The 21,938-nt window shown below is 44.9% G+C and carries 21 protein-coding genes and 1 other RNA gene; 13 read left to right on the top strand and 9 right to left on the bottom strand.

The window, feature by feature from the left end; all coding sequences use genetic code 11:
* Positions 1-58: 58 nt before the first annotated feature.
* The 4 genes from A3739_RS22925 to A3739_RS22940 are packed head-to-tail and all read right to left on the bottom strand — an operon-like array spanning position 59 to position 4,519.
* Positions 59-1,327 (bottom strand): UbiH/UbiF/VisC/COQ6 family ubiquinone biosynthesis hydroxylase, encoded by a 1,269-nt coding sequence (locus tag A3739_RS22925; RefSeq protein WP_068502975.1) that lies wholly within the window; start codon positions 1,325-1,327, stop codon positions 59-61.
* 16 nt (positions 1,328-1,343) lie between these two features.
* Entirely contained in the window at positions 1,344-2,582 is a 1,239-nt protein-coding gene (locus A3739_RS22930) for an FAD-dependent monooxygenase (RefSeq protein WP_068502978.1), read from the bottom strand.
* A gap of 2 nt (positions 2,583-2,584) precedes the next feature.
* A complete protein-coding gene (pepP, locus tag A3739_RS22935) occupies positions 2,585-3,898 on the bottom strand; it encodes a Xaa-Pro aminopeptidase (protein WP_068475980.1) in 1,314 nt (437 codons plus the stop codon).
* A 15-nt stretch (positions 3,899-3,913) separates the two neighbouring features.
* Entirely contained in the window at positions 3,914-4,519 is a 606-nt protein-coding gene (locus tag A3739_RS22940; RefSeq protein ID WP_068502980.1) for a UPF0149 family protein, read from the bottom strand.
* 172 nt (positions 4,520-4,691) lie between these two features.
* Here A3739_RS22940 and A3739_RS22945 point away from each other — a divergent pair, with 172 nt between their 5' ends.
* The 4 genes from A3739_RS22945 (at position 4,692) to A3739_RS22960 (ending at position 6,081) form a co-directional block, all read left to right on the top strand.
* Positions 4,692-4,898, top strand: a complete 207-nt coding sequence (locus tag A3739_RS22945) for a TIGR02449 family protein (protein ID WP_068475982.1) — start codon at positions 4,692-4,694, stop codon at positions 4,896-4,898.
* A complete protein-coding gene (locus tag A3739_RS22950) occupies positions 4,898-5,191 on the top strand; it encodes a cell division protein ZapA (protein ID WP_068475983.1) in 294 nt (97 codons plus the stop codon). Before A3739_RS22945 ends, A3739_RS22950 begins: the two co-directional genes overlap by 1 nt.
* A 72-nt stretch (positions 5,192-5,263) precedes the next feature.
* Positions 5,264-5,442: non-coding RNA, 6S RNA (gene ssrS / locus A3739_RS22955), on the top strand.
* Positions 5,443-5,463: 21 nt separating this feature from the next.
* Complete coding sequence (locus A3739_RS22960) at positions 5,464-6,081, top strand: 5-formyltetrahydrofolate cyclo-ligase (protein ID WP_068501846.1); 618 nt, start codon at positions 5,464-5,466, stop codon at positions 6,079-6,081.
* Here the strand turns inward: A3739_RS22960 and ilvA are convergent.
* Positions 6,060-7,577, bottom strand: coding sequence for a threonine ammonia-lyase, biosynthetic (gene ilvA, locus A3739_RS22965; protein WP_068502983.1), 1,518 nt, complete (start codon positions 7,575-7,577; stop codon positions 6,060-6,062). The genes A3739_RS22960 and ilvA overlap by 22 nt on opposite strands.
* A gap of 195 nt (positions 7,578-7,772) precedes the next feature.
* Between ilvA and A3739_RS22970 the strand changes: the two genes are divergently transcribed.
* From A3739_RS22970 to ybaK, 4 genes are all read left to right on the top strand, one after another.
* On the top strand, positions 7,773-9,503 hold the full coding sequence (locus A3739_RS22970) for a bifunctional diguanylate cyclase/phosphodiesterase (RefSeq protein WP_068502986.1): 1,731 nt from the start codon (positions 7,773-7,775) through the stop codon (positions 9,501-9,503).
* A 54-nt stretch (positions 9,504-9,557) separates the two neighbouring features.
* A complete protein-coding gene (gene rpiA, locus A3739_RS22975) occupies positions 9,558-10,229 on the top strand; it encodes a ribose-5-phosphate isomerase RpiA (protein ID WP_068475987.1) in 672 nt (223 codons plus the stop codon).
* Positions 10,230-10,394: 165 nt separating this feature from the next.
* Positions 10,395-10,922: an inorganic diphosphatase gene (ppa, locus tag A3739_RS22980; RefSeq protein WP_068475988.1), complete on the top strand. Its 528-nt coding sequence runs from the start codon at positions 10,395-10,397 to the stop codon at positions 10,920-10,922.
* A gap of 64 nt (positions 10,923-10,986) precedes the next feature.
* Positions 10,987-11,463, top strand: a complete 477-nt coding sequence (gene ybaK, locus A3739_RS22985) for a Cys-tRNA(Pro) deacylase (RefSeq protein WP_068502989.1) — start codon at positions 10,987-10,989, stop codon at positions 11,461-11,463.
* A 309-nt stretch (positions 11,464-11,772) separates the two neighbouring features.
* On the opposite strand, the gene A3739_RS22990 is transcribed toward ybaK, so the two are convergent.
* Complete coding sequence (locus A3739_RS22990) at positions 11,773-12,843, bottom strand: PQQ-dependent sugar dehydrogenase (RefSeq protein WP_197468920.1); 1,071 nt, start codon at positions 12,841-12,843, stop codon at positions 11,773-11,775.
* 114 nt (positions 12,844-12,957) lie between these two features.
* Between A3739_RS22990 and A3739_RS22995 the strand changes: the two genes are divergently transcribed.
* Both A3739_RS22995 and A3739_RS23000 read left to right on the top strand, forming a co-directional pair.
* A complete protein-coding gene (locus A3739_RS22995) occupies positions 12,958-13,677 on the top strand; it encodes a pirin family protein (RefSeq protein ID WP_068475990.1) in 720 nt (239 codons plus the stop codon).
* A gap of 21 nt (positions 13,678-13,698) precedes the next feature.
* Positions 13,699-14,436: a sulfite exporter TauE/SafE family protein gene (locus A3739_RS23000; protein ID WP_068475991.1), complete on the top strand. Its 738-nt coding sequence runs from the start codon at positions 13,699-13,701 to the stop codon at positions 14,434-14,436.
* Positions 14,437-14,441: 5 nt separating this feature from the next.
* On the opposite strand, the gene A3739_RS23005 is transcribed toward A3739_RS23000, so the two are convergent.
* A complete protein-coding gene (locus A3739_RS23005) occupies positions 14,442-17,216 on the bottom strand; it encodes a GGDEF domain-containing phosphodiesterase (protein ID WP_197472509.1) in 2,775 nt (924 codons plus the stop codon).
* Between the two features lie 249 nt (positions 17,217-17,465).
* On the opposite strand from A3739_RS23005, the gene A3739_RS23010 reads away from it, so the two are divergent.
* The 3 genes from A3739_RS23010 (at position 17,466) to A3739_RS23020 (ending at position 20,834) form a co-directional block, all read left to right on the top strand.
* Positions 17,466-17,837, top strand: a complete 372-nt coding sequence (locus tag A3739_RS23010; RefSeq protein WP_068475993.1) for a VOC family protein — start codon at positions 17,466-17,468, stop codon at positions 17,835-17,837.
* Between the two features lie 181 nt (positions 17,838-18,018).
* Complete coding sequence (gene uvrD / locus A3739_RS23015; protein WP_068502992.1) at positions 18,019-20,190, top strand: DNA helicase II; 2,172 nt, start codon at positions 18,019-18,021, stop codon at positions 20,188-20,190.
* Between the two features lie 62 nt (positions 20,191-20,252).
* The gene (locus A3739_RS23020) at positions 20,253-20,834 is read left to right on the top strand and encodes a hypothetical protein (RefSeq protein WP_068502994.1); all 582 of its coding nucleotides are present in this window, start codon (positions 20,253-20,255) and stop codon (positions 20,832-20,834) included.
* Here A3739_RS23020 and pdxH read toward each other — a convergent pair.
* The gene (gene pdxH / locus A3739_RS23025) at positions 20,783-21,421 is read right to left on the bottom strand and encodes a pyridoxamine 5'-phosphate oxidase (RefSeq protein ID WP_068475996.1); all 639 of its coding nucleotides are present in this window, start codon (positions 21,419-21,421) and stop codon (positions 20,783-20,785) included. The genes A3739_RS23020 and pdxH overlap by 52 nt on opposite strands.
* 69 nt (positions 21,422-21,490) lie before the next feature.
* Positions 21,491-21,937, bottom strand: a complete 447-nt coding sequence (locus tag A3739_RS23030; RefSeq protein ID WP_068475997.1) for a DoxX family protein — start codon at positions 21,935-21,937, stop codon at positions 21,491-21,493.
* Position 21,938: the final 1 nt, after the last annotated feature.

Here is a 21,938-nt window from a genome sequence, read left to right on the forward strand (position 1 = left end):
CGATTAGGAATGTTGAACGGATTTCTGCAAAAAACGGGCGCTACATAAAGCGAACGCTTTACTGTAGACCCATCGCTTTTTTAGCAATTTGGGCTTTTATAAAAGTATGACGATTCATTGCATCCACGCCGAGATTTCTGATCAAACGTACTATAGGGTCTGTCGCACCAAACAATCTTTTAAACCCTTCCATACCCAGCATCATTGAAAAGTTTTCGCTCTTACGCGCTCGCTCATAGCGTTTCAATAATATGGGACTTGAAAGCTCATACCCCTTTTTCTTGGCATCTTCTGCAATACTGATCAGTGCCTGCACATCATCCAAGCCGAGGTTCAAGCCTTGGCCAGCTAAAGGATGAATACTATGCGCAGCATCACCCATCAAAATGGCTTGATCCGCAACATAGCTATTTGCATGACGTTGGCGTAGAGGAAATTTAAATCGCTTAGATACTGACTTAACCGCGCCTAGCTCACCTTCTATTTGTGCGGCCAACTGACGTTTAAACTCGACTTCAGGCAATGAAAAAATATGCGCAGCTTTATTTGTATCAATCGACCACACGATGGAACAAAACGAAGCATCAGATGAAGCCCCTTCTGTACTTGAGTTATTTAAGGGCAAAAAAGCTACGGGGCCACTCTCGGCAAAACGCTGACGCGCCTTCATACCGTGAGGCATTTCCATTTCGACAGTGCAAACGATAGCTTCTTGATCATAATCCCATTCGCGCATCGCCAAATTCAGCTGTTTACGAATACTAGAATTAGCACCGTCAGCGCCAATAAGTAGATTCGCATACACAGATGGTTGATCAGAAAAACTTAATTGATAGGCGCGAGCTTGCTCGCCCTCGCGAGAGATCAAGGCGCATGATGTAATGTCTTTCTCGAAGAAGGTATGCACATTGTTTTGCTCGCCAATGGCTCTCATACAGGCTGCCAGCAATACATGATTCTCGATAATGTATCCAAGCGCCTGGGCCTGATATTCAGCCGAATCAAAATGGATACGACCGCCGCCTAGTTCCTCCCAAACCTCCATATATTGGTAAGGTTGCACAAGTGATGAAGGAAGATGCTCCCAAACACCACAACGATGAAAAAAAGCGACATTTGCAGGCGTCAAGGCACTGACTCTAGCCGAGTAGTCGTTTACAGAGTAGCGCTTCATATCGACGGCTAAATCAGGTTGTGATTGCCGATCAATCAAAGCCACACGATAGCCTTGTTGACCTAGGCATAGTGCAGCGCTTGCACCAACAATCCCCGCTCCCACAATAGCGAGGTCAAATGATTGATCATTTAAGGACGTTTGCTCAGACATAAATTATCGAATTCTCTCAAGCGCGTTCTAAATCAAATGTCTGAGCTCGCCCCATTGCATGCTTTGCAAACTCTGACTTTAGTTGCGATAAGCCATTCAGAGTCACTAAACCAGCACTACGAGCTAGCGCTGGGATGTGTGACTCTGGGGAAAACACATCAATCAGTTGATCACTAAAGCTCACAATTTTACGCTGTTCAGGCTGATGCTGCTGCGCGATATTTTGTAAGACAGAATAACTCCAATACGCATCTCGACTAGATTGCCTCAGACCTTCAATCACGCCAGCAACACCGCGAAGAGCTAAATTAAACCCTTGCCCAGCTACGGGGTGCAAGCTATGCGCAGCATTCCCGACCACTACAAAGCGAGAACGAACCGGTTCCTTAGCCTGCTTCAAAGTCAAAGGGTACGAAACCCGTTTACTCACATTAAGAATTCGTCCTAGACGATCTCCAAACAAACGCGCAACTTTGTCCGCAAAATCACGCTCATTTAATTTCATAGCGGCTTCTGCATCTTGCTCAGATAAGGTCCATACCAAAGCACTCGTATCGATTGTGAGAGGTAAAAGCGCTGAAGGACCTGTTCGAGCAAAGCGCTCGAAAGCAACACCTTCATTTGGTAATTCCGTCTCTACGTTTGCAACAATGGCAAATTGCTCATAAGACTTGATTTGGTACTCTATTCCCAAGCCCTGAGCTGTCGGGGAGTTGGCACCATCCGCGGCGATGACGAGCTTAGCTTTTAACTCCTGTGCGCCACCATTGTCACGAGCAACGATTAATTGAGCGTGCGTATCGTGCATGACAACCTGCGAAACATTGGCTCCATCAAGAACATCTACCTTGCTATCTAATAACTGCGAAGATAAGTACTGACCAAAGGCCATGTTTGGAACGACATAGCCAAGGGCATCAAGCTGCAAATCTGTTTTGGCAATTCGAGTTGTTCCCATTCGCCCCTGCTCAGAAACATGAACCGTATTAATTGGATTTGCTTGTACTGAATCTGCATCCCATAGATCGAGACCTTTCAATATTTCGACGCTACCTAATGACAAAGCTGTGGAGCGACTATCGAAACTATTATGTATAGTTTGAGGCTGAGCGTTAGCCTTAATAGGGAACTTCTCAAGAAGCAGCACGCTGAAGCCAGATCGAGCCAAACCAATTGAAAGAGGAATGCCAACCATACCTCCACCAATCACGGCAATATCATATTCGGTTCGTAAGTGATCAGCTTGATCTTGCATTACTATTCTGCCATTAACGCTTCGATTTCTTGGATCGTCTTTGGTACGCCGTTCGTCAAAACGTCGTAACCTGAAGAGGTAACAACAACGTCATCCTCTATTCGTACCCCAATACCATGGTATTTCGATGGTACATTCTCACTGCCCGGAGCGATGTATATGCCTGGTTCAACTGTCATCACCATTCCTGGTTCTAACACTCGCCATTCGCCGCCGCTTTTGTATTCACCTACATCGTGAACATCGATACCTAGCCAGTGACCTGTGCGGTGCATGTAGAATTTTTTATACGTCTCATTCTCGATATTGTCTTCACGAGAACCTTCAAGCAACCCAAGTTTGATCAAGCCATCAACAATAACCTCAACGGCGGCTTCATGTGGATGATTCCAGTGATTATCTGGCTTCACTTGAGCAATCGCGGCTTCTTGGGCATCTAAAACAATTTGATAAATCTCTGTCTGCTCTTTGCTGAACTTTCCGTTTACGGGAAAAGTACGCGTAATATCCGATGCATAACAATCGAGTTCACAGCCAGCATCAATCAGAACTAAATCACCATCGTGGAGTTCTTCGTTATTATCAATATAATGCAGAATGCAGGCGTTATCTCCGCTTCCAACGATCGAAGAATAAGCAGGAAAGCGCGCTCCTTCACGTACAAATTGATGTAACAATTCAGCTTCTAAAGAGTATTCATACAAGCCGGCTTTACTCGTTCGCATGGCCTGCACATGAGCCTGCGCGCTAATTTGAGCCGCTCGTCGCATTGTCTCTATCTCGGCTTCACTCTTAAATAAACGCAATTCATGCAATGGATATTCAAGTGCAACAAATTCGCCAGGAGGATGCGCTCCGCTGCGAACCTTGCTGCGAATGGTATTCACCCATTCCATCATTTGCGCATCAAACTGAGCATCGCGACCTAAGGCGTAAAAGACCTTGTCTCGGCCTTCAATAAGCCCCGGCAAAATATCGTCGATATCACTGATCGGAAATGCATCGTCCACACCAAGCTCTTCCAACGCACGATCTGGCCCAAGAATTTTGCCATCCCACATTTCCTTTGTTGGATCTCTTTCACGGCAGAACAACACAGCTTCACCATGTTCTCGCCCGGGAATAAGAGCTAGCACAGCATCAGGTTCATTAAACCCAGTGAGGTAATAGAAATCACTATCTTGTCGAAACGGAAATTCTGCGTCATTGTTTCGAGTTAACAGCTTGGCTGAGGGCAATATCGCAATCGCGTTATCGCCCATGTGTTCGGCGAGCGCATTGCGGCGCTCGGCATATTCTGAAATAGGAATACTCATGAAGGCTCCTAATTACTAGTGCAAAGTCGGAGATGGTTCGTTTGTTTCTAGTGTGTCTGCTGGCGGTTCAGGCTCATTGAACTCAGCATATAAATTCAATACCCCGATACGGACGTATTCACACACCTCAAAAAAATCACGCTCGCTGGTTTCGGAGCTATCCAAACGTGCATCAAGCTGACTAATTTCTACCAAGTCACTCAGTATTTCTTTTAGATCTTGGTCAAGATTGGTTAAACCTTGCGCTTGCGCAACAGCGATTCCTTCCAAAAATCCAGAAACCCAAGCACCTAAAGATTCCCCACGCTCAGATAAAGAGTAGCTGTCATCAGGCATACATATCTGAAACTCGCTTGAATCGGCGTCTACTTTTTCCACTGTTTGATGGTAAAAATTACAAAGGTCCGATTGGACATTCGGTTGCTTATCTACGTTGAACTCTTCGATACCCATGTGCTCTAGACACAGGCCAAGCCAAATTTCGTCTTGAAGCTTACTCTTTCCGGCAAGCTGTCCCATAACAATCCCATGTAACTCACTCGGGTGGTTAATCGCACCGTTTAAGTTATAGACATTGGCGAGCCATTCAAAATCGCTCTCTAATTGCATCTCATCACTCATAGAGACTCCGTTGGTGCAAAAATTTTAAGGGAAATTATACGACTGATTCACCCCGTGGTGTTAGCCTTATTGACCCTAAGGCGGAGCCAAATTATAGTCGTAGTATTAAGAAACACCGACTATCTTAGATGCTCTTTCATTTCGCTCTAGGTCATCACTAAGGAAAGCAGTCATGGACAACTCGTCTATCAGCCGATTCTCAGACAAAGTTGAGCAATTACTTGCCTACTGTCAGCGCCTTGAAGAAGACAATGCTCGCTTACAGCAGTCACAAGAAGAGCTTCATAACGAACGTACTCAACTACTACAAAAAAACGAACTCGCAAAATCTAAGATAGAAGGCATGATCGGTCGCCTACGTGCTTTGGAGCAAAATTAATGTCTGAGCAGAATACGCTTGAAGTAAAGATTCTGGACAAAGAGTATCTCGTCGCCTGCCCAGCAGACAAACAAAAAGAACTTCGTGAAGCTTCAGTGCAGCTCGACAGCAAAATGCGTGAAATACGTAATTCTGGAAAGATTTTTGGCAGTGAACGTATTGCTGTAATGGCTGCTTTGAATCTTACCTACGAGTTAATGCAAAGCTCTGAGAACACTTTTGGTGATCAAAAGAAATTATCAAAGCTTGAAGCACAAATGGATCGCATGCTCGGTGCGAAAGACGCTCGCTAGTTTCAACTTTAATTTTTTGTTTTTTTTAGGAATGCTGAATGCAAACAGCTAAGTAAATACATATACTTGCGATGTGTTCTGGAATGTTTGCCAGCTAGATAAGTCCTCGAGCCGATACTTAGTACCAGGCAAGTATGTTGTATGATGTGTGCAGGTCCCCATCGACGGGAAAGCCTAATTCATATCATGTGCTAGCCACCTTGAACCTTTTCGGTTCAAGGCCCTATCAGGCAGCGGCATTTCGGGCACACTACTTTAAATGACTCAATATAATGAGCGACACATCCTCTCTACTTTCACCTCATGAACAACGACGAAGAATTCGTCAAGAACGTCGTGCTTTGCCTGAAAGTAGTCGGCGGAGAAAAAGCCTCGCCATCACGAAGAAAATCATTGCTAATCCCAAATTTATTGCAGCCAAACACGTAGGCTTATATCTATCTGACAAAGGTGAAGTCGATACCCAGTTCCTCATTCAAGCGTGTTTTGCATTAAACAAAAAAGTCTATTTACCTGTGTTAGATCGCTTTCGTTCAAACGAAATGGTCTTCATCGAGTATCAAACTGACGACAAATTGATCAGCAATAAATTTAATATGCCCGAACCAGCAATGAGTATTCGTAAGCGCATACCCGCGAGATGTTTATCACTCGTATTGTGCCCCTTAGTGGGGTTCGATAAAGACTGCGCGCGCTTGGGAATGGGGGGCGGATATTACGACCGCCATTTTGAGTTTAAAACAAAAAAGGGCGCATCATGGCGCCCTCCTTATCTGCTCGGTCTAGCGTTTGAGCTACAAAAACTGCCACCCATCGAAACCCAAGCGTGGGATGTGCGCCTTAATAGTGTCACTACCGAGCTACATACCTATTTCGCGCGCAAGAACTGAAGATAGGCAGGATTATCACTCTCATCCCAATACGGAAAACCAATTTCATCTAGCATCGCTAAAAACGTTGGCTTCTCTTCTTCACTGACCTGCACCCCCATAAAGACACGACTATATGCCGCTCCGTGGTTGCGGTAATGAAACATTGAGATATTCCATTTGCTACCAAGCGAGGTCAAAAATTTCATCAAAGCGCCAGGGCGCTCAGGAAACTGAAAACGAAATACTTGCTCATTTTCGGCGTTAGATGGGCCACCGACCATATGTCGCACATGCAGTTTAGCGACTTCATTATCGGTTAAATCCATCACTGGATAACCTTGTTCCTCAAGCTCCTCAACAAGCTGTACCCGTTCGCCTTCAACCCCTGAAGTTTGCACACCAACAAAAATTTGAGCATCAGAGCCATCAGTATATCGGTAGTTAAACTCCGTAATATTCCGACGATGCAGTGCCTTAATAAACTTCTTATAGCTACCCGGTTTCTCAGGAAGAGTGACCGCTAAAATCGCTTCGCGCTTCTCGCCAATTTCAGTACGTTCTGAAATATATCGCATGCGATCGAAGTTCATGTTTGCGCCAGAGACAACCGTCAAAAGGTTCTCGCCCTCAACATTGGTCTGCTCTACATACTTTTTCAACCCAGCGACACCAATTGCACCAGCCGGTTCCGCAATGCCACGCGTGTCATCAAAAATATCTTTAATCGCTGCACATATTTCGTCGGTCGTCACCGTAATCACATCATCAACATGATCTTTACAGACATCCCAAGGAAGCTTGCCTATTTGTCGAACCGCGACACCATCGGCAAAAATGCCAACTTGATCTAACACGACACGCTTGCCCGACTTCATTGCCGCTTGCAAACATGCCGCATCTTCGGGCTCAACGCCAATCACTTTGATATCAGGGCGAAGGTACTTGATATACGCTGCCATGCCTGCGATTAAGCCGCCGCCACCGCAAGGAATAAAAACCGCATGTGCTTTATCAGGATGCTGCTTTAACAACTCCATCGCAACCGTGCCTTGGCCAGCAATAACGTCCTCGTCGTCGTAAGGCGGAATATACACTAAACCTTTTTCAGCAACTTGCTCTTGAGCATAAGCAGAGGCTTCATCGAAGGTATCACCCACTAAAACAACTTTTGCACCTCTAGCTCGGACAGAACTCACTTTGATCTCAGGTGTTGTTTTAGGCATGACGATAGTCGCTTTAATGCCCAAAGTTTTAGCTGCCAGCGCTAAGCCCTGTGCATGATTTCCGGCAGACGCTGCAATCACACCTTTGGCCTTATCTTCGTCACTAAGCTGGCGAACTCGGTTATAAGCGCCGCGCAATTTAAAAGAGAATACTGGTTGTAAATCTTCTCGTTTTAAGTGCACTTGATTGCCCAAGCGCTGCGATAAACTGCGGGCATGAGTGAGCGGAGACTCAATCGCGACATCGTAAACGCGCGCATCCAAAATTTTCTTTATATATTTATTTAACATAACTCACTTACAAACCTAACCAAGCCCAGATTCTATGGGGCATAAAGATTCGTAATAGTAACTAAATTTGCGCGCTGAAACGAGTGGCTAAACAGGTATTCCTCTGCTATTAATACTTGTTGAACAGATATCAGATTAGCAGTAAACGATCTATCTATTCGTGTTTAGTGGAGTTTAATTTGCAAGGATGTGGCTGTGGCAAAACATAAGTCTAAACAGAAGATATTAGTCATTGATGATTCACCTGTTAGCTTAACCTTAATGGAATCAGCGCTTGAGGAATGCGGGGCTCGCGTGTTTCTGGCGAGTAATGCGCAAGAAGCTCGCTCTATTTTACACAGGCATGATATCGCGTTGATCTATCTAGACATCATGATGCCTGACATATTGGGCTATGACTTTGCTAAAGAAATTCACGCACGCCCTCGTTGTCGTTATGTCCCAATCATCTTTATCACCGCGCTAAAAAATGATGATGAAGATATCTTACGGAGTTATAAAAGCGGCGTTGTCGACATACTGAAGAAACCTGTCGAGCCCGAGATCATCAAATCTAAGACACGCGTATTTCTTCAGCTAGATAGCCAACGTCGCGTGATCGAAGAACAACAAAGAGACCTAAAAACAGCATTTAAACGCTTACAAGATTACGCGCAGCACGATCAATTAACCGGCTTATTTAATCGTGAGCAAATCACCAACATCCTTGCTCGACTCGTCTCAACAAGTAAGCGAAAGAGCCGCTCTATCGCCGTCATGTTTCTTGACCTTGACCACTTCAAGGTCGTCAACGATTCATACGGGCACTCTGTTGGAGACTTACTTTTGCGTAGTACCGCGCTGCGATTAAAAGGCTGTGTACGCGACATCGATTATGTGGCACGGCTTGGCGGCGATGAGTTTTGTATAGTGCTTACTGATGTAAATTCCAGTGCAGATACCAGTACTGTCGCGAACCGCATTATTGATGCATTGGCAGCACCACATTTTGTACAAAAACATGAAATTTTCGCGGCAGCAAGTATCGGTATCGCGATGTACGATGGCACACAAAATAGCGCGAACGTACTCTTGAAAAATGCCGATGCAGCGATGTACTTGGCGAAAAATAAAGGACGTAATCAATTCGCTTACTTTTCTCAAGAATTAGAAGAAGAAGCAATGATGCGCATTGAACTTGGTGCAAAACTCAAGCATGCCATCGAAAACAAACAACTGATGACATACTATCAGCCGCAATACGGCCCTGCCGGTAAAGAAATCATTGGGTTTGAAGCACTGCTTCGCTGGGAATTAGAAGGCACAATGATTAGCCCAATATTATTTATTTCTATCGCAGAAGAAAGTGGCTTAATCAATGACTTAGGTTTATGGGTCATGAATGATGCTTGTGCTCAATTAAAATATTGGCAAGAGCAATGCGGACTTGATCCTTCCGTTACCATCAGCGTCAACGTTTCAAGTCGTCAACTCGCCTATGACGGATTCATTTCTTCACTTGAATCAGCACTCGAAACGAGTCAAATTTCTCCCCAATGTCTCGAACTAGAGCTGACAGAAACAGCTGTTATGTCGGATCCAGAGCGTTGTGCAGACATATTTACACAACTCCAAAATCTAGGGATTAAAGTATCAGTCGACGACTTCGGTACAGGATATTCGTCTTTATCATACTTAAGCGCACTCCCCCTCGATGCATTGAAAATTGATCGAAGCTTTGTCAGCAATATTATTGATGACAAAAAAAATCAATCGATCACTAAGGCCATTATTGGTTTGTCGCACAGCCTCGGCCTCAAAGTTGTAGCAGAAGGTGTTGAAACTATAGCCCAGCAGCATTTTCTGATGGATAACGGCTGCGATGCGATGCAAGGCTTTTTACTGAGTAAGCCTTTGCCCGCAAAAGACATAGAAGCTTTGCTTTAATTCAGTTTTCATGCGCCCTATACTTCACCAAAATTTCATTGATTGGACTCTGACATGACGCAAGACGAATTAAAAAGTGCTGTCGCGCTTGAGGCATTAAACCTCATAAAAGATAAGCTCGATAGCGATAGCATTATCGGTATCGGAACAGGTTCAACTGCGAACTTTTTCATCGACCATCTCGCTAGCATTAAACATACATTTGATGGCACTGTTGCCAGCAGTGAAGCGAGTGCGGAACGTCTCAAGGCGCATGGAATCCCTGTCTATGAACTTAATGGCGTGCAATCACTCGACTTTTACATTGATGGTGCCGACGAATGTAACGACCGTTTAGAGTTAGTGAAAGGTGGCGGTGGCGCGCTCACGCGAGAGAAGATCGTGGCCGCTGTAGCGAAACAGTTTATCTGTATCGTTGACGACACAAAACAAGTTGACTTGCTTGGCCAATTCCCACTGCCTGTTGAAGTTATCCCAATGGCTCGCAGCTATGTTGCGCGTGAACTGGTCAAGTTAGGTGGCGATCCAGTTTGGCGAGAAGGATTTGTTACCGACAACGGCAACGTCATCCTTGATGTGCACAATATGAAAATCCAATCACCCATCGCTATTGAAGAAAAGATCAATCAATTAACGGGTGTCGTCACCAACGGTTTATTCGCTGTGCGTCCTGCAGATATCTTGCTTGTTGGTACCTCAGATGGCGTGAAGAAAGTGACTGTTTAACTTAAGCCAAATGCAAAAACCAAGGACGAAAGACACGAATATCTTTCCAAGGTCTTTCTACTTACACTAAGGAGTTGCCTAGACGCCTTGTATCTCTTGGTTTCACAGCAGATTGTACGTATAATCGCCGCCTAAATTTTTTAGCGCTTTTTTTAGGAATTTGAAATGAACTTTGACAATATCCCAGCAGGTAAAGACCTGCCAAATGACATCTACGTTGCGATTGAAATTCCTGCTAATGCAGATCCAATCAAATACGAAATCGACAAAGACATGGGCGCGGTTCTTGTTGACCGTTTCATGGCAACACCAATGTTCTACCCTGCAAACTATGGTTTTATCCCAAATACGCTTGCAGATGACGGTGACCCATTGGACGTATTGGTCATTACACCATATCCAGTAATGCCAGGTTCTATCATTCGTTGTCGTCCTGTTGGCATGCTAAATATGGAAGACGAAGCAGGTGGTGATGAGAAACTTGTTGCTGTTCCTCATGACAAGCTGAGCACTATTTACCAAGACGTTAAAGACGTTGACGACCTTCCACAATTGTTGAAAGACCAAATTCAACACTTCTTCGAGAACTATAAAGATCTTGAAAAAGGTAAGTGGGTAAAAGTGATCGGTTGGGAAAATGCAGACGCTGCACGCGCTTCAATCGAGAAATCAGTGGCAGCTTTCAAAAAGTAAGCAAACATTGATAATAGAAAGGGCCTACGGGCCCTTTTTTGTTTTTAAGTGCTAGGAAAATTAGATGACTCCCGCCATCCAACTTTTGAACAAGCTCAAAATTGCTCACACCGTTCACCCCTATGATCATGATCCGAATTACGGCGCTTACGGAATGGAAGCCGCTGACAAACTTGGCCTAGCCCCTGAGATCGTATTTAAAACACTGGTGATCGAATTAGATAAAGGAAAGCTTGCCTGCGCTATTTTACCTGTCGACAAAACACTCAATCTTAAGAGCGCTGCGAAAGCACTTAAATCTAAAAAAGCCTCTATGGCCGATATTCAAAAAGCAGAGAGATCAACTGGCTATATCAAAGGTGGCGTCAGCCCATTTGCTCAAAAGAAACGACTGCCAACCCTTGTTGATGCTTCAGCTTCTGATCTAGAAACTATGTTGGTCAGCGGGGGTAAACGTGGCTTAGATATAGAAGTCGCACCACAAGATCTGATTCCTATCTGCCAAGCTATTTCGGCAAATATCGTGAATGAAGACTCGTGACTTATTGCGTAATTAAGTGAATAGTCAACGAAGCACAATTGTTTGTAAAAAAGAAAAGGGATTTAAAAGGAAGGATGTCAGTCCTTAATCAACTAAGGACGGAAGGTCTAACGGCTATTCGTTGCCGTCTCACGCGCTGCTTGCGCTGTTTTTGAACACGTCGTCTCATAAAATACCTCGACTATTTCCCGTGTTATTGAAGATAGGAGGCATTATTTACCTCCCAGAGACTTTACGGAAACCATCATCTAGTGGATGAAATATATACCTCTAAAAAATCGATGGGATCCATCAAAGAAACTATGAGTATTAGAATCGATATAAGTTCCCTTGATCAGTAAGAAAGTAAACGCTGTTATCTGGTCCTTCAACCACATCTCGTATGCGCTCATTTAGTGACTCGAATAGGCGCTCTTCTGAAACAACATGGCCTACCCCATCTAAAGCTACATAATTGAGATGCCTTAGCTTTAACGCACCTGCATATAAGTCTCCCTTGTGCAGCATAAGGCTGCTTGGAGCAATGGAAGGGTCATAATATTTGATAGGCTGTTCCATGCCTTGTTTATGCGTGCCTTCTCCTACAGCTATTGGCCCCCAATACTCTTTTCCATAAGAGATCACAGGCCAGCCATAATTTTTAGCGCGCTCAACACGATTAATTTCATCACCACCACGCGGTCCATGTTCGATAATCCAGAGAATTCCACGATCTTGATCGAACACAATGCCCTGAGCGTTGCGATGCCCATACGACCATATTTCAGCTTGTGCGCCTGCTTGATCGACGAATGGATTGTCTGCAGGCACTCGACCATCAGCATGTAAACGAATCACTGTACCTGCATGATTCGACAAATCTTGCGCCCAATCTCGCTCTCCACGATCCCCTGAGGTGAGAAATAAATAGCCCTGATCATCAAATGCGATGCGGCTGCCAAAGTGGCGACCACCAGAAGAAATAGCATTGCTCACAAACAACTCTTCATGTTGCGTAATAGCGCCATCTGTCAACTGAAAACGGGCTAAAGCTGTTGAGGTGCCATTAGAATGTGCTTTGCTATAACTGGCATAAATCCACGGTTCCTCTGGATAGTCGGGATGGATAGCAAGATCTAACAATCCGCCCTGCCCGCCAAAGGCCACTGGCCAAACATTTCTAAGCGATGTTTGGCCTTTGTCTTTCAAAGAAAGCACTTTTATGGCCCCGGCCCGTTCTGAAACAAGCAGTGTTGTCTCATCTAAAAATTCCATTGACCAGGGTAATTCGAAGCCTTTCGCAATAAGTTCTATTCGCGACTCACTCGCAACAGACATTGGAATACAGCAACACGCGACCACCATACACATTAGATTGTGCAATTTTTTTGAACATTTCATTGCATAAGTTCCGGTCTTTCAGCCAAAAGATGGTTCATATACTAGAGCCATTCTCGGTTGGATTGAAAGCCGAAACCATCGAATAACAGTTCGAATAATAGTAAGGAGAAACATATGAACTACCTACGCCGTAACGAAGACAGAGGCCATGCAAATGTTGGCTGGCTAGACAGCAAACATAGCTTCTCTTTTGGGCACTACTATGACCCCGCACATATGGGCATTTCTGCTCTGCGGGTGATCAATGATGACACTGTGGCGCCAAACATGGGTTTTGATACTCATGGGCATCAAAACATGGAAATCATTTCGTATATTCTTGAAGGTGAAATCGCACATAAAGACAGCACAGGTAATGACTACACTATCCCTGCTGGCGAAGTTCAACGCATGAGCGCAGGTACTGGCGTTAAACATTCAGAATTCAATGCTTCGAATGATTCAGCACTGAAGTTTTTACAGATTTGGATTCAACCAAATGTGCAGAACATTGCGCCAGATTATGAGCAACGTGCAATTGAGCAACAAGGACAACTCACTGCGTTGGTCACGCCAGATCGCGAAGGAGATTCCTTATTCATAAATCAAAATGCGCGTATCTACCGTTTAAGATTGGAAGAAAACGAATCCATTGAGCTCGCAACACGAGGTGAAAACGCCTATCTTCATGTCATTAAAGGGCAAGCCAATATCCAAGGCACAAGCATCTCAGAACACGATGATCTTGAGCTTAATCATGCCGATGCATTAGGCGGATTACTTGAAGGAACGTCGACCATTCAAGTGAGTACGAGATCAACACCACTAGAGGCATTATGGTTTGACTTACCTTAAGTACATCAACGGACAGTCTCTATGACGAACTTAGTGCAAGACCCCATTTTTTGGCTGATCGCTATGATCGGCCTTGTTTTAACGGGTATTTCTAAATCCGGATTCGCTGGTGGAGCGGGTGTCGTAGCCGTTCCATTACTGAGTCTAAAAGTAGGGGTTCTAGAGGCAACCGCAATTACGCTGCCCTTACTTCTATTAATGGACGCCAAAACACTTCGTTATTACTGCTCACATATTAATTGGAACGAACTCAAACGACTGTTACCAGGTGCATTCATCGGGATACTGCTTGGAGGCTTATCAATGGGGAGTCTACCTGAGCGATGGCTGCTGATTGGTTTAGGCGTATTATCGATTGTGTTTGCTACCTGGGCATCCCTACAAACGATTTTCGCTAAATTAACCCGAGCTAGTTGGTTTTGGTCTACCACATCTGGTCTCACCAGCACCCTTGTGCATGCGGGCGGACCTCCCATCAATATTTATTTCATATCGCGACGATTGGAAAAATTGCCCTGGCTTGCTACTGCTGCGGCATTCTTTGCGATCATGAATGTCGTGAAACTCATCCCATACACGTTGAACGAGCAATGGAGCAAAGAGTCATTCATGATCAGCGCATTACTATTCCCGATTGCATTGTTCGGAATTTGGCTTGGGAAAGGTATTCAGCAACGATTATCAGAACAAACATTTATGCAGGCTTGTCGTGCTTTGTTATTGCTTTCTGGTATCGGACTGATCGCTAAAGCAATCTGAATAGATTACTGGCTCTGCTGTTGCAGAAGCACTTGCATGGCCTCTTTTCCAAGAGGCTTCGACACATAGTAGCCCTGCACATAATCACAGCCTAACTCACGTAAAAGATCGAGCTGTGCTTCGTTTTCTGCACCTTCGGCAACTACTTTTAGATCAAGCGATGAACCTAGCACCACAATCGCCTTTGTAATGGCTTGCTGTTCTTTGGATAACTCAATGTTGGTGATGAACTCTCGATCAATCTTCAAGGTATCGACCGGTAAGTGGCGCAGATAACTCAAAGAAGAATAGCCCGTTCCAAAGTCATCAACCGATACTTTAATACCGATATCGCGCAAATCAGAAAGTCGTTCACTCACCCCCTGAATATCCTCTTTCAAAGCTGACTCAGTCAGTTCCAGCTCAAGATATTGAGGATCAAGGCCAGACTCGGCAATACTCTCAATAATAATACTCTTCAAATGAGGCTCTAATAATTGACGAGGTGAAAGGTTAACCGACACGCTGAGATCGCCAAACCCTTGATCTTGCCACGCTTTAGTTTGCTGACAAGCCGCATATAAAACAAACGCACCTAAATCTGAAATCAGGCCGTTTTCTTCTGCGATCTCCACAAACTCTTGTGGAGAAACCAAGCCTCTCTCAGGATGTCGCCAGCGAATTAAGGCCTCATAAGACAGTATCAAACCTTCTTTCAAATCAAGCTTAGGTTGGTAATGCACTTCAAGTTCATCATTCATCAATGCCGAACGCAGCTCTTTTTCGATCTCTAATCGCTCTCGCGAGAAGGTCTTCAAGCTCTCATCAAACATTTGTATTTGGTTGCCGCCATGATATTTCGCTTTCTGCACGGCTAACGCACCGAAACGTCTAAGTGTCTCAATATCGTTAGTATGCTCAGGCAGCATGGCGATCCCGACACTGCAAGATAAGACCAGCTCATGCTCACCTAAACGATACGGTTTTTCCGTTAGGCTATGGAATAAACGCTCGGCAAACTTTCTGACTTGGAAAGTCGGGCTACAAGCCACAATACAGGCAAATTCATTACCACCAATTCGCGCTAATACATCAACCCGTTGAATGCTGTTACTTAAACGTTCTGCCACGAGCTGCAGCAATCGATCAGACGCTTCGTAACCAAAGCTATTATTCACATGCTTGAAGCGATCAATATCCAAGACAACCAAAGCGAAAGGTAAATCATCGGTTTGATAGCGCACTAAAGCGCGATGTAATTGATTCTGAAATTGCGTTCGATTGGCCAAACGGGTTAGAGAATCATAATTCAGTAAGTAATCGAGTTTCTCATCAACCTCTTTATGATCGCTCATGTTACTGATCAAGCCGGCATAGTATTTAATGCCTCCACGTTCATCTCGAATAACGTTGATCTGAGTCCATTGTGAAAAATAATCCCCGTGACGGCGGCGCTCCAATAACTCACCTTGCCACTGCCCCTTCTCATGCAAGGTCTCAAATACTTGTTTGTATACTTGAGTCGCTTGTGGTGTCTCACTCACATCTAACAAGGCTTGCCCCAAGATCGTGTCTAACTCATTGCCTGTGATCTTGGTATATGCGGTATTCACCGATAAAAAGCGCTGTTGATGATCTAAAACAAATACTCCTTCAGAGGTATGATCAAACACAGACTTAGCTAAACGGACTTCTTCGTTGCGCTGTACTTCGTGCTGAATATCTCGACGTGTGCCCATTATTCGACGCGCATGCCTATCATCGTCTAACTCTACGACACGACCAGACTCTTCCATCCAGTGCCAATCGCGCTCTTCACACACACGAAATTGAACTTGGTAATCAACCGTATTACCTTGCAAGGCATCATTCAGCGTATCGCGCAGTGTTTGATAATCATCAGGATGCACAATACGTTTAAGGCTCTCGATGACTTCTTGAGAGCTTAATTCTTTATCGCCAAATAACTCGTGAAAATTCGACTGATAATAGCGACCTTCGGCGATCTCCCAGTCGATTAAACCAAGATTTGAAGCCTCGATTGCCTGCGTCAAGCGCGTCTGGCTTTTGACCAAGGCATCACTCACCGATTTACGAAGTTCTACTTGTTGATTTAGCTGTAAGTTGGCTCGCTCAAGCTCGGCAGTACGTTGCTTAATCTTTTGATCAAGCGCCTTTTCCGTATTCATCAAGGCATTATTGAGTCGATTTTTTTCATAACGTAATTGCGCTAATTCTTGGGCATTCGCCTTCTTGGTCGCAGAGCTGCGACGCTGAGGCCCTCTATCAACAACGCCTAAATGAATTCCCATCCCAATCAACAAAACATTTGCCATCGTCATTGTAGCTGCGGACAGTGAAGGCTCTGCTGTCAGCATGAGATAGTTCATAGATACCAAAATGGGAGCGCTTATCCCGAGCCAAAGGTGCAAGCCATAGGGTCGTCCAAGCAAGATATTTAACAAGGCAAGCAACACGAATACTGTTACCGAATCTGAAGATAGATTTGGCGAGTTGAAGACGCCAAATGACCACACAATCGATATAACGACAGGAATAAACGGTTCAATGTGCGTAAACGCGTCAAAACGACCAGATTGAGAAAAAGAGACCGCTAGAGGAAAGCCCGCAAGCAAGACAAGAAGTACATTCGAAATCAATGAAACTGAAGAACTCGCGCTTGCCTCAAAATGCAATAACCAAACGAAAGCGCTGATCAACCACGCAGCATAAAATGCAACGCGTTCAAACATCGTTAATTGCGGCATAGACGCTAGGGTAAATTTTTGGCTGAGCTTCACGGAAAGAACAACTATATGCACGGTTATTATGGTTGATTCCATGGTACTAGAATTTAGTGGATGTGACTAAGCCCCTTGAATGATTCCTGATAGAAATTACAAAAGTCTTTCCTCGCTTTGTTTATGTTCTACGTGCACACATTTTCTTTGGCATAAAACACTGCGTTTTTTCATCAAACAGGCAAAACCGAAATCTAATGATCTGCGTAAGTTCATCCAGCATTCATCAATCAAGAATAGGAGAATATTATGATCGGATATGTAACTGTCGGCGTGACAGACATGGACAGAGCAAAAACTTTTTACACAGATTTGTTCAGTGACTACGGCGCCAAAGTCTTAATGGATATGGGGCGCATTGCCTTCATCGGAAAATCAATGTCAGAACCAATGATTAGTGTCTGCATTCCGTTTAATGAACAAGACCCAGCTCCGGGCAATGGCGTGATGATGGCCTTTCCTGCCGGCTCAAAAGACAATGCAAAAGCACTTCACGAAAAAGCGATTTCACTTGGCGCTACTTGCGATGGCGAGCCAGGCCAGCGTGTTCCAGATGCATTCTATGGTGCATATGTAAAAGATCCAGATGGTAATAAAATGGCTTTTTACGAGTTCGGCTAAATCCACTCTGGCGATTGAATCTAACATCTCGATCGGTGCTGGATTCACTTAAGCACAAACTTTTTCTGTACGACAAGCAACACACAACTCTCCCCACTACTTTTTATTTTGCGCTCAAAAGCGTCGTTAAGCCCTGATATACTCTCGACCCTCTGAATAGTTAAAACAAAGTAGCACCCTAATGGACGTATCTCATTTACTTGATGGCTTAAACGACGCACAACGCGAAGCAGTCGCAGCCCCTATGCAAAACTTACTCGTATTGGCTGGAGCTGGAAGCGGAAAAACCCGTGTTCTTGTTCATCGTATTGCTTGGTTGATGCAAATCGAGGGCATTAGTCCTACATCTATTATGGCTGTTACCTTCACCAATAAAGCAGCCAAAGAGATGCGTGGGCGTATTGAAGAGCTTCTAAACATTCCGAGCCGAGGCATGTGGTTTGGGACGTTTCACGGCATCGCTCATCGTTTTTTACGTGCCCATTTCAGAGAAGCCGAATTACCAGAGAATTTTCAGATTCTTGATTCCGATGATCAACTTCGCATCATCAAGCGTCTGATGCGTGATCGCGGCATCGATGAAGCGCGCATTCCGCCACGCCAAGTACAAGGTTTTATCAATAGCCGAAAAGACGAAGGGGTTCGGGCTAAACATTTAGCGCCTGCGAAAAATCCTTTCGACAAGCAACTACATGGTTTGTACCTCGATTATGAAGAGCAATGCCAACAGTCTGGTCTCGTCGATTTCGGTGAGCTACTGTTGCGTTCACATGAAATCTGGCTGAACCATCCGGCTCTTCTTTCGCATTATCAGGAGCGCTTTAGCTACTTACTAGTAGACGAGTTCCAAGATACCAACACCGTACAATATGCTTGGCTACGTGTACTCGCTGGAGACCGTATTCCGGTCATGGTGGTTGGCGATGATGATCAAAGTATCTATGGCTGGCGCGGCGCAAAAATTGAAAATATTCGCCAATACGAAAGCGATTTTGCTAATACGCATACCGCGCGCCTCGAACAAAACTATCGTTCAACGGGCAATATACTTAATGCTGCGAACGCCTTGATCTCTAACAACGGCAGTCGGCTAGGCAAACAACTTTGGACAGATGACAAAGATGGCGAACTCATCGACCTGTATGCAGGATTTAATGAACAAGACGAAGCCAATTATATTGCAGATCGCATTTCTGCTTGGGTAGAGCAAGGCAATCTTCGTCAAGATACTGCGATCTTATACCGCTCTAATGCGCAATCACGCATTCTCGAAGAATCCCTCATACGCGCCAATATCCCTTACCGTATTTATGGCGGCCTACGTTTCTATGATCGCCAAGAAATTCGCAATGCGATGGCATATTTGCGCTTATGTTATTACCAACACGACGATGCAGCCTTTGAACGTGTCGCGAATGTACCGCCACGAGGCGTAGGCGAAAAAGGCATGGGACTCATTCGTGAACGAGCACGAGAAGCAGGGAGTTCTTTGTGGCAGTCATGCGCTTACCTCTTAGAGCAAGGCGCATTGAAAGGAAAAGCGAAAACCGGCTTGGCTGAATTTATGGATTTTATCGAGACACTCTCGACCCAAATCCACGAACTAAGCCTCAGCACCTTAACGGAAACCGCGGTAAAAGACTCAGGTTTGATGGACTACCACGCCTCCGAGAAAGGTGAAAAAGGACAGGCTCGTAAAGAAAACCTAGAAGAACTGATCGGCTCAACCCACGACTATGAGCCAGAAGATGATGAGCAACCCATCCTTGCTCAATTCATTGCCCAAGCCGCGCTTGATGCTGGCGAACAACAAGCAGCAGAACATGAAGACAGCGTGCAGTTAATGACTTTACACTCCGCGAAAGGACTGGAATTCCCATTGGTATTTATGGCCGGCATGGAAGAAAACCTGTTTCCACATAGTATGTCGATGGAGGAGCCAGGCAGGCTTGAGGAAGAACGCCGCTTAGCCTACGTTGGTGTTACTCGAGCACGAGAAAAGTTGGTGCTAACTTATGCAGAATCTCGACGTTTATATGGCGAAGAGAAGTTCAATCCAATCTCGAGATTTGTACGCGAAATTCCCTCAGAAAATATTCAAGAAGTGCGCCTACGCAATGCTGTATCGCGACCCGTTTCCTTCGGTGGAAATAATGCTGGCTTGTCTGATATTAGTCACCTTGAAGACGCACCTGAATTTCAGTTAGGAGACTTGGTCTCTCATCCAAAATTCGGTTATGGCACCGTTGTTCATTACGAAGGACGAGGCCCGCATGCGCGCATCCAAGTCATGTTTGAAGAGCATGGTAATAAATGGTTAGTGCTTTCCTACGCGAAACTTAGCAAGGTTTAAGGTGACAAATCCTTGTTAAGAGGCTGAAATCAGAATCTAACAATAAAAATCTAGGCGAGTAGATGAACGCGGAAGTTGAACTTTTAGAGCTCTCTCAAATACGTATTCAAGAACTTCAAAGAGAAGTCGCTGAACAAGAGCGTGCCAATCAAAGTAAAGCCAAAGAGTTGATGAACCGCGAGCAGCGTATTCAAGAACGTGAAGCGCTCATTGAACAACGCGAAGCCGTGCAGCAAGCCCAGCAACACGAACGTCGCGTAGCGAAACAACAACGCACCTCGTTAATCGCGCCGCTACTGTTAATCACATGCATTGGTGCGGGTTATCTTGCCTTTGAACAAATTAGCCAGCAGCGCGCATATTTTCAGCAAGTAAAAACAGCAGAGGCACACGTAGATAAACTCACACGTGTACTTAGTCTGACACAAGCACGCATGGTAGACAGTTCTTCTATGGTCAGCGCAAGCGCAAAAGAATTAGCCAGCACACATCAAAAGTTAGAGAATTTAGAAGCGGAACTCGCATCACTGAAAGCAGAGCCCGCGCGTGAGCCATCCGAAACACGCGCGCTGATTGATATTCTGATGCAAGATCAAGGTGCTAAACGAGAGATCGTCCAATCACCTTCGGCAGTTTTAAAGTAAGACAAACGATCATGCAGGCGACTTTCTCTTCCCTGCCAAAATTCAAAACTACTAGGGACTATTCGGTACCCGCCCCAAAATGATGGCAACGGAATATTTCCTTGACGGAATTTTTCAGCCGCCTCGTGGTATTTTTGCTCTAAGAAACTTCGTGACTCGATGACTTCACTTTGATCACTACACCACGCGCCAATCTGACTCCCTCGCGGGCGTGACGTGAAATACTTAAATGATTCGACGCTCGATATTTTCTCAACATGCCCTTCAATGCGCACTTGGCGATTTAGAGGAAGCCAAGGAAATAACATGGCGGCTTTGGAATTCTCTTTGATTTCTTTGGCTTTGCGGCTGTTGTAGTTCGTGAAAAATACAAAACCACGTTCATCGAAAAGCTTGAGAAGTACGGTTCGAACAGATGGCATTCCCTGCTCGGTTGCCGTCGCAAGACTGAAAGCGTTCGAATCTTGAATGCCTGCGTCTGTCGCCTGCTTAAACCAAATCTCAAACTGTTGAACGGGATCAATGTGTAAGCTTTCTCCATCAATCCCTTCACTCATGTACTCTCTACGGTAGTCACCAATATCCACAACGACTCCTCAGCCGGCTAATACTTCGATAAGGTGAATTACGCGTCAATAACCTTTAAAGATCAAGTTTTATGAGAGCTTACGGTCGATAAAATAGTCGGCAGATAACTTACCTGGACCATAGAAAAATAAGGTCAGAAGTACTGCGCCCCAGAAATAATGATCATTAATCCCTGCTGGGCTGATATCTGGGTAACTGATTGCAGCCACTGCATTCAAGATAAACAAACCTCCTGCAGCAAACCGCGTCCCCAATCCGAGAACAAGCAACACGGGAAACAATAGTTCAGCGCCCGTTGCCAAATAAGCAGCTGGCACAGCAGGAATCAGAGGTACCGCATATTCCCACGCAAATAAATCAAGTGTCGTGCTCCATGATGCGATTTTCGTCATCCCTGCAGCCCAAAATACTTGCGCCATCGCCAAACGAAATACGAGAGCTAAACCACTTTGCGCATGATTAACGAGAGAAATACCACTACGGATAAAAGAAGTTGCTGAGTGAAAAGCGCTCATT

It is taken from the genome of Oleiphilus sp. HI0067 (genome assembly GCF_001635735.1).

Bases quoted from the DNA above. Each gene is read 5' to 3' on its own strand.
- A3739_RS22995 (WP_068475990.1), top strand. From the start codon at position 12,958: ATGAACTACCTACGCCGTAACGAAGACAGAGGCCATGCAAATGTTGGC.
- A3739_RS22945 (WP_068475982.1), top strand. From the start codon at position 4,692: ATGGACAACTCGTCTATCAGCCGATTCTCAGACAAAGTTGAGCAATTA.
- A3739_RS23030 (WP_068475997.1), bottom strand. From the start codon at position 21,937: ATGAGCGCTTTTCACTCAGCAACTTCTTTTATCCGTAGTGGTATTTCT.
- ppa (WP_068475988.1), top strand. From the start codon at position 10,395: ATGAACTTTGACAATATCCCAGCAGGTAAAGACCTGCCAAATGACATC.
- rpiA (WP_068475987.1), top strand. From the start codon at position 9,558: ATGACGCAAGACGAATTAAAAAGTGCTGTCGCGCTTGAGGCATTAAAC.
- A3739_RS22940 (WP_068502980.1), bottom strand. From the start codon at position 4,519: ATGAGTGATGAGATGCAATTAGAGAGCGATTTTGAATGGCTCGCCAAT.
- A3739_RS22925 (WP_068502975.1), bottom strand. From the start codon at position 1,327: ATGTCTGAGCAAACGTCCTTAAATGATCAATCATTTGACCTCGCTATT.
- A3739_RS22960 (WP_068501846.1), top strand. From the start codon at position 5,464: ATGAGCGACACATCCTCTCTACTTTCACCTCATGAACAACGACGAAGA.
- ybaK (WP_068502989.1), top strand. From the start codon at position 10,987: ATGACTCCCGCCATCCAACTTTTGAACAAGCTCAAAATTGCTCACACC.
- A3739_RS23010 (WP_068475993.1), top strand. From the start codon at position 17,466: ATGATCGGATATGTAACTGTCGGCGTGACAGACATGGACAGAGCAAAA.
- pepP (WP_068475980.1), bottom strand. From the start codon at position 3,898: ATGAGTATTCCTATTTCAGAATATGCCGAGCGCCGCAATGCGCTCGCC.
- uvrD (WP_068502992.1), top strand. From the start codon at position 18,019: ATGGACGTATCTCATTTACTTGATGGCTTAAACGACGCACAACGCGAA.
- A3739_RS22930 (WP_068502978.1), bottom strand. From the start codon at position 2,582: ATGCAAGATCAAGCTGATCACTTACGAACCGAATATGATATTGCCGTG.
- A3739_RS22990 (WP_197468920.1), bottom strand. From the start codon at position 12,843: ATGAAATGTTCAAAAAAATTGCACAATCTAATGTGTATGGTGGTCGCG.
- A3739_RS23020 (WP_068502994.1), top strand. From the start codon at position 20,253: ATGAACGCGGAAGTTGAACTTTTAGAGCTCTCTCAAATACGTATTCAA.
- A3739_RS23000 (WP_068475991.1), top strand. From the start codon at position 13,699: ATGACGAACTTAGTGCAAGACCCCATTTTTTGGCTGATCGCTATGATC.
- ilvA (WP_068502983.1), bottom strand. From the start codon at position 7,577: ATGTTAAATAAATATATAAAGAAAATTTTGGATGCGCGCGTTTACGAT.
- A3739_RS22950 (WP_068475983.1), top strand. From the start codon at position 4,898: ATGTCTGAGCAGAATACGCTTGAAGTAAAGATTCTGGACAAAGAGTAT.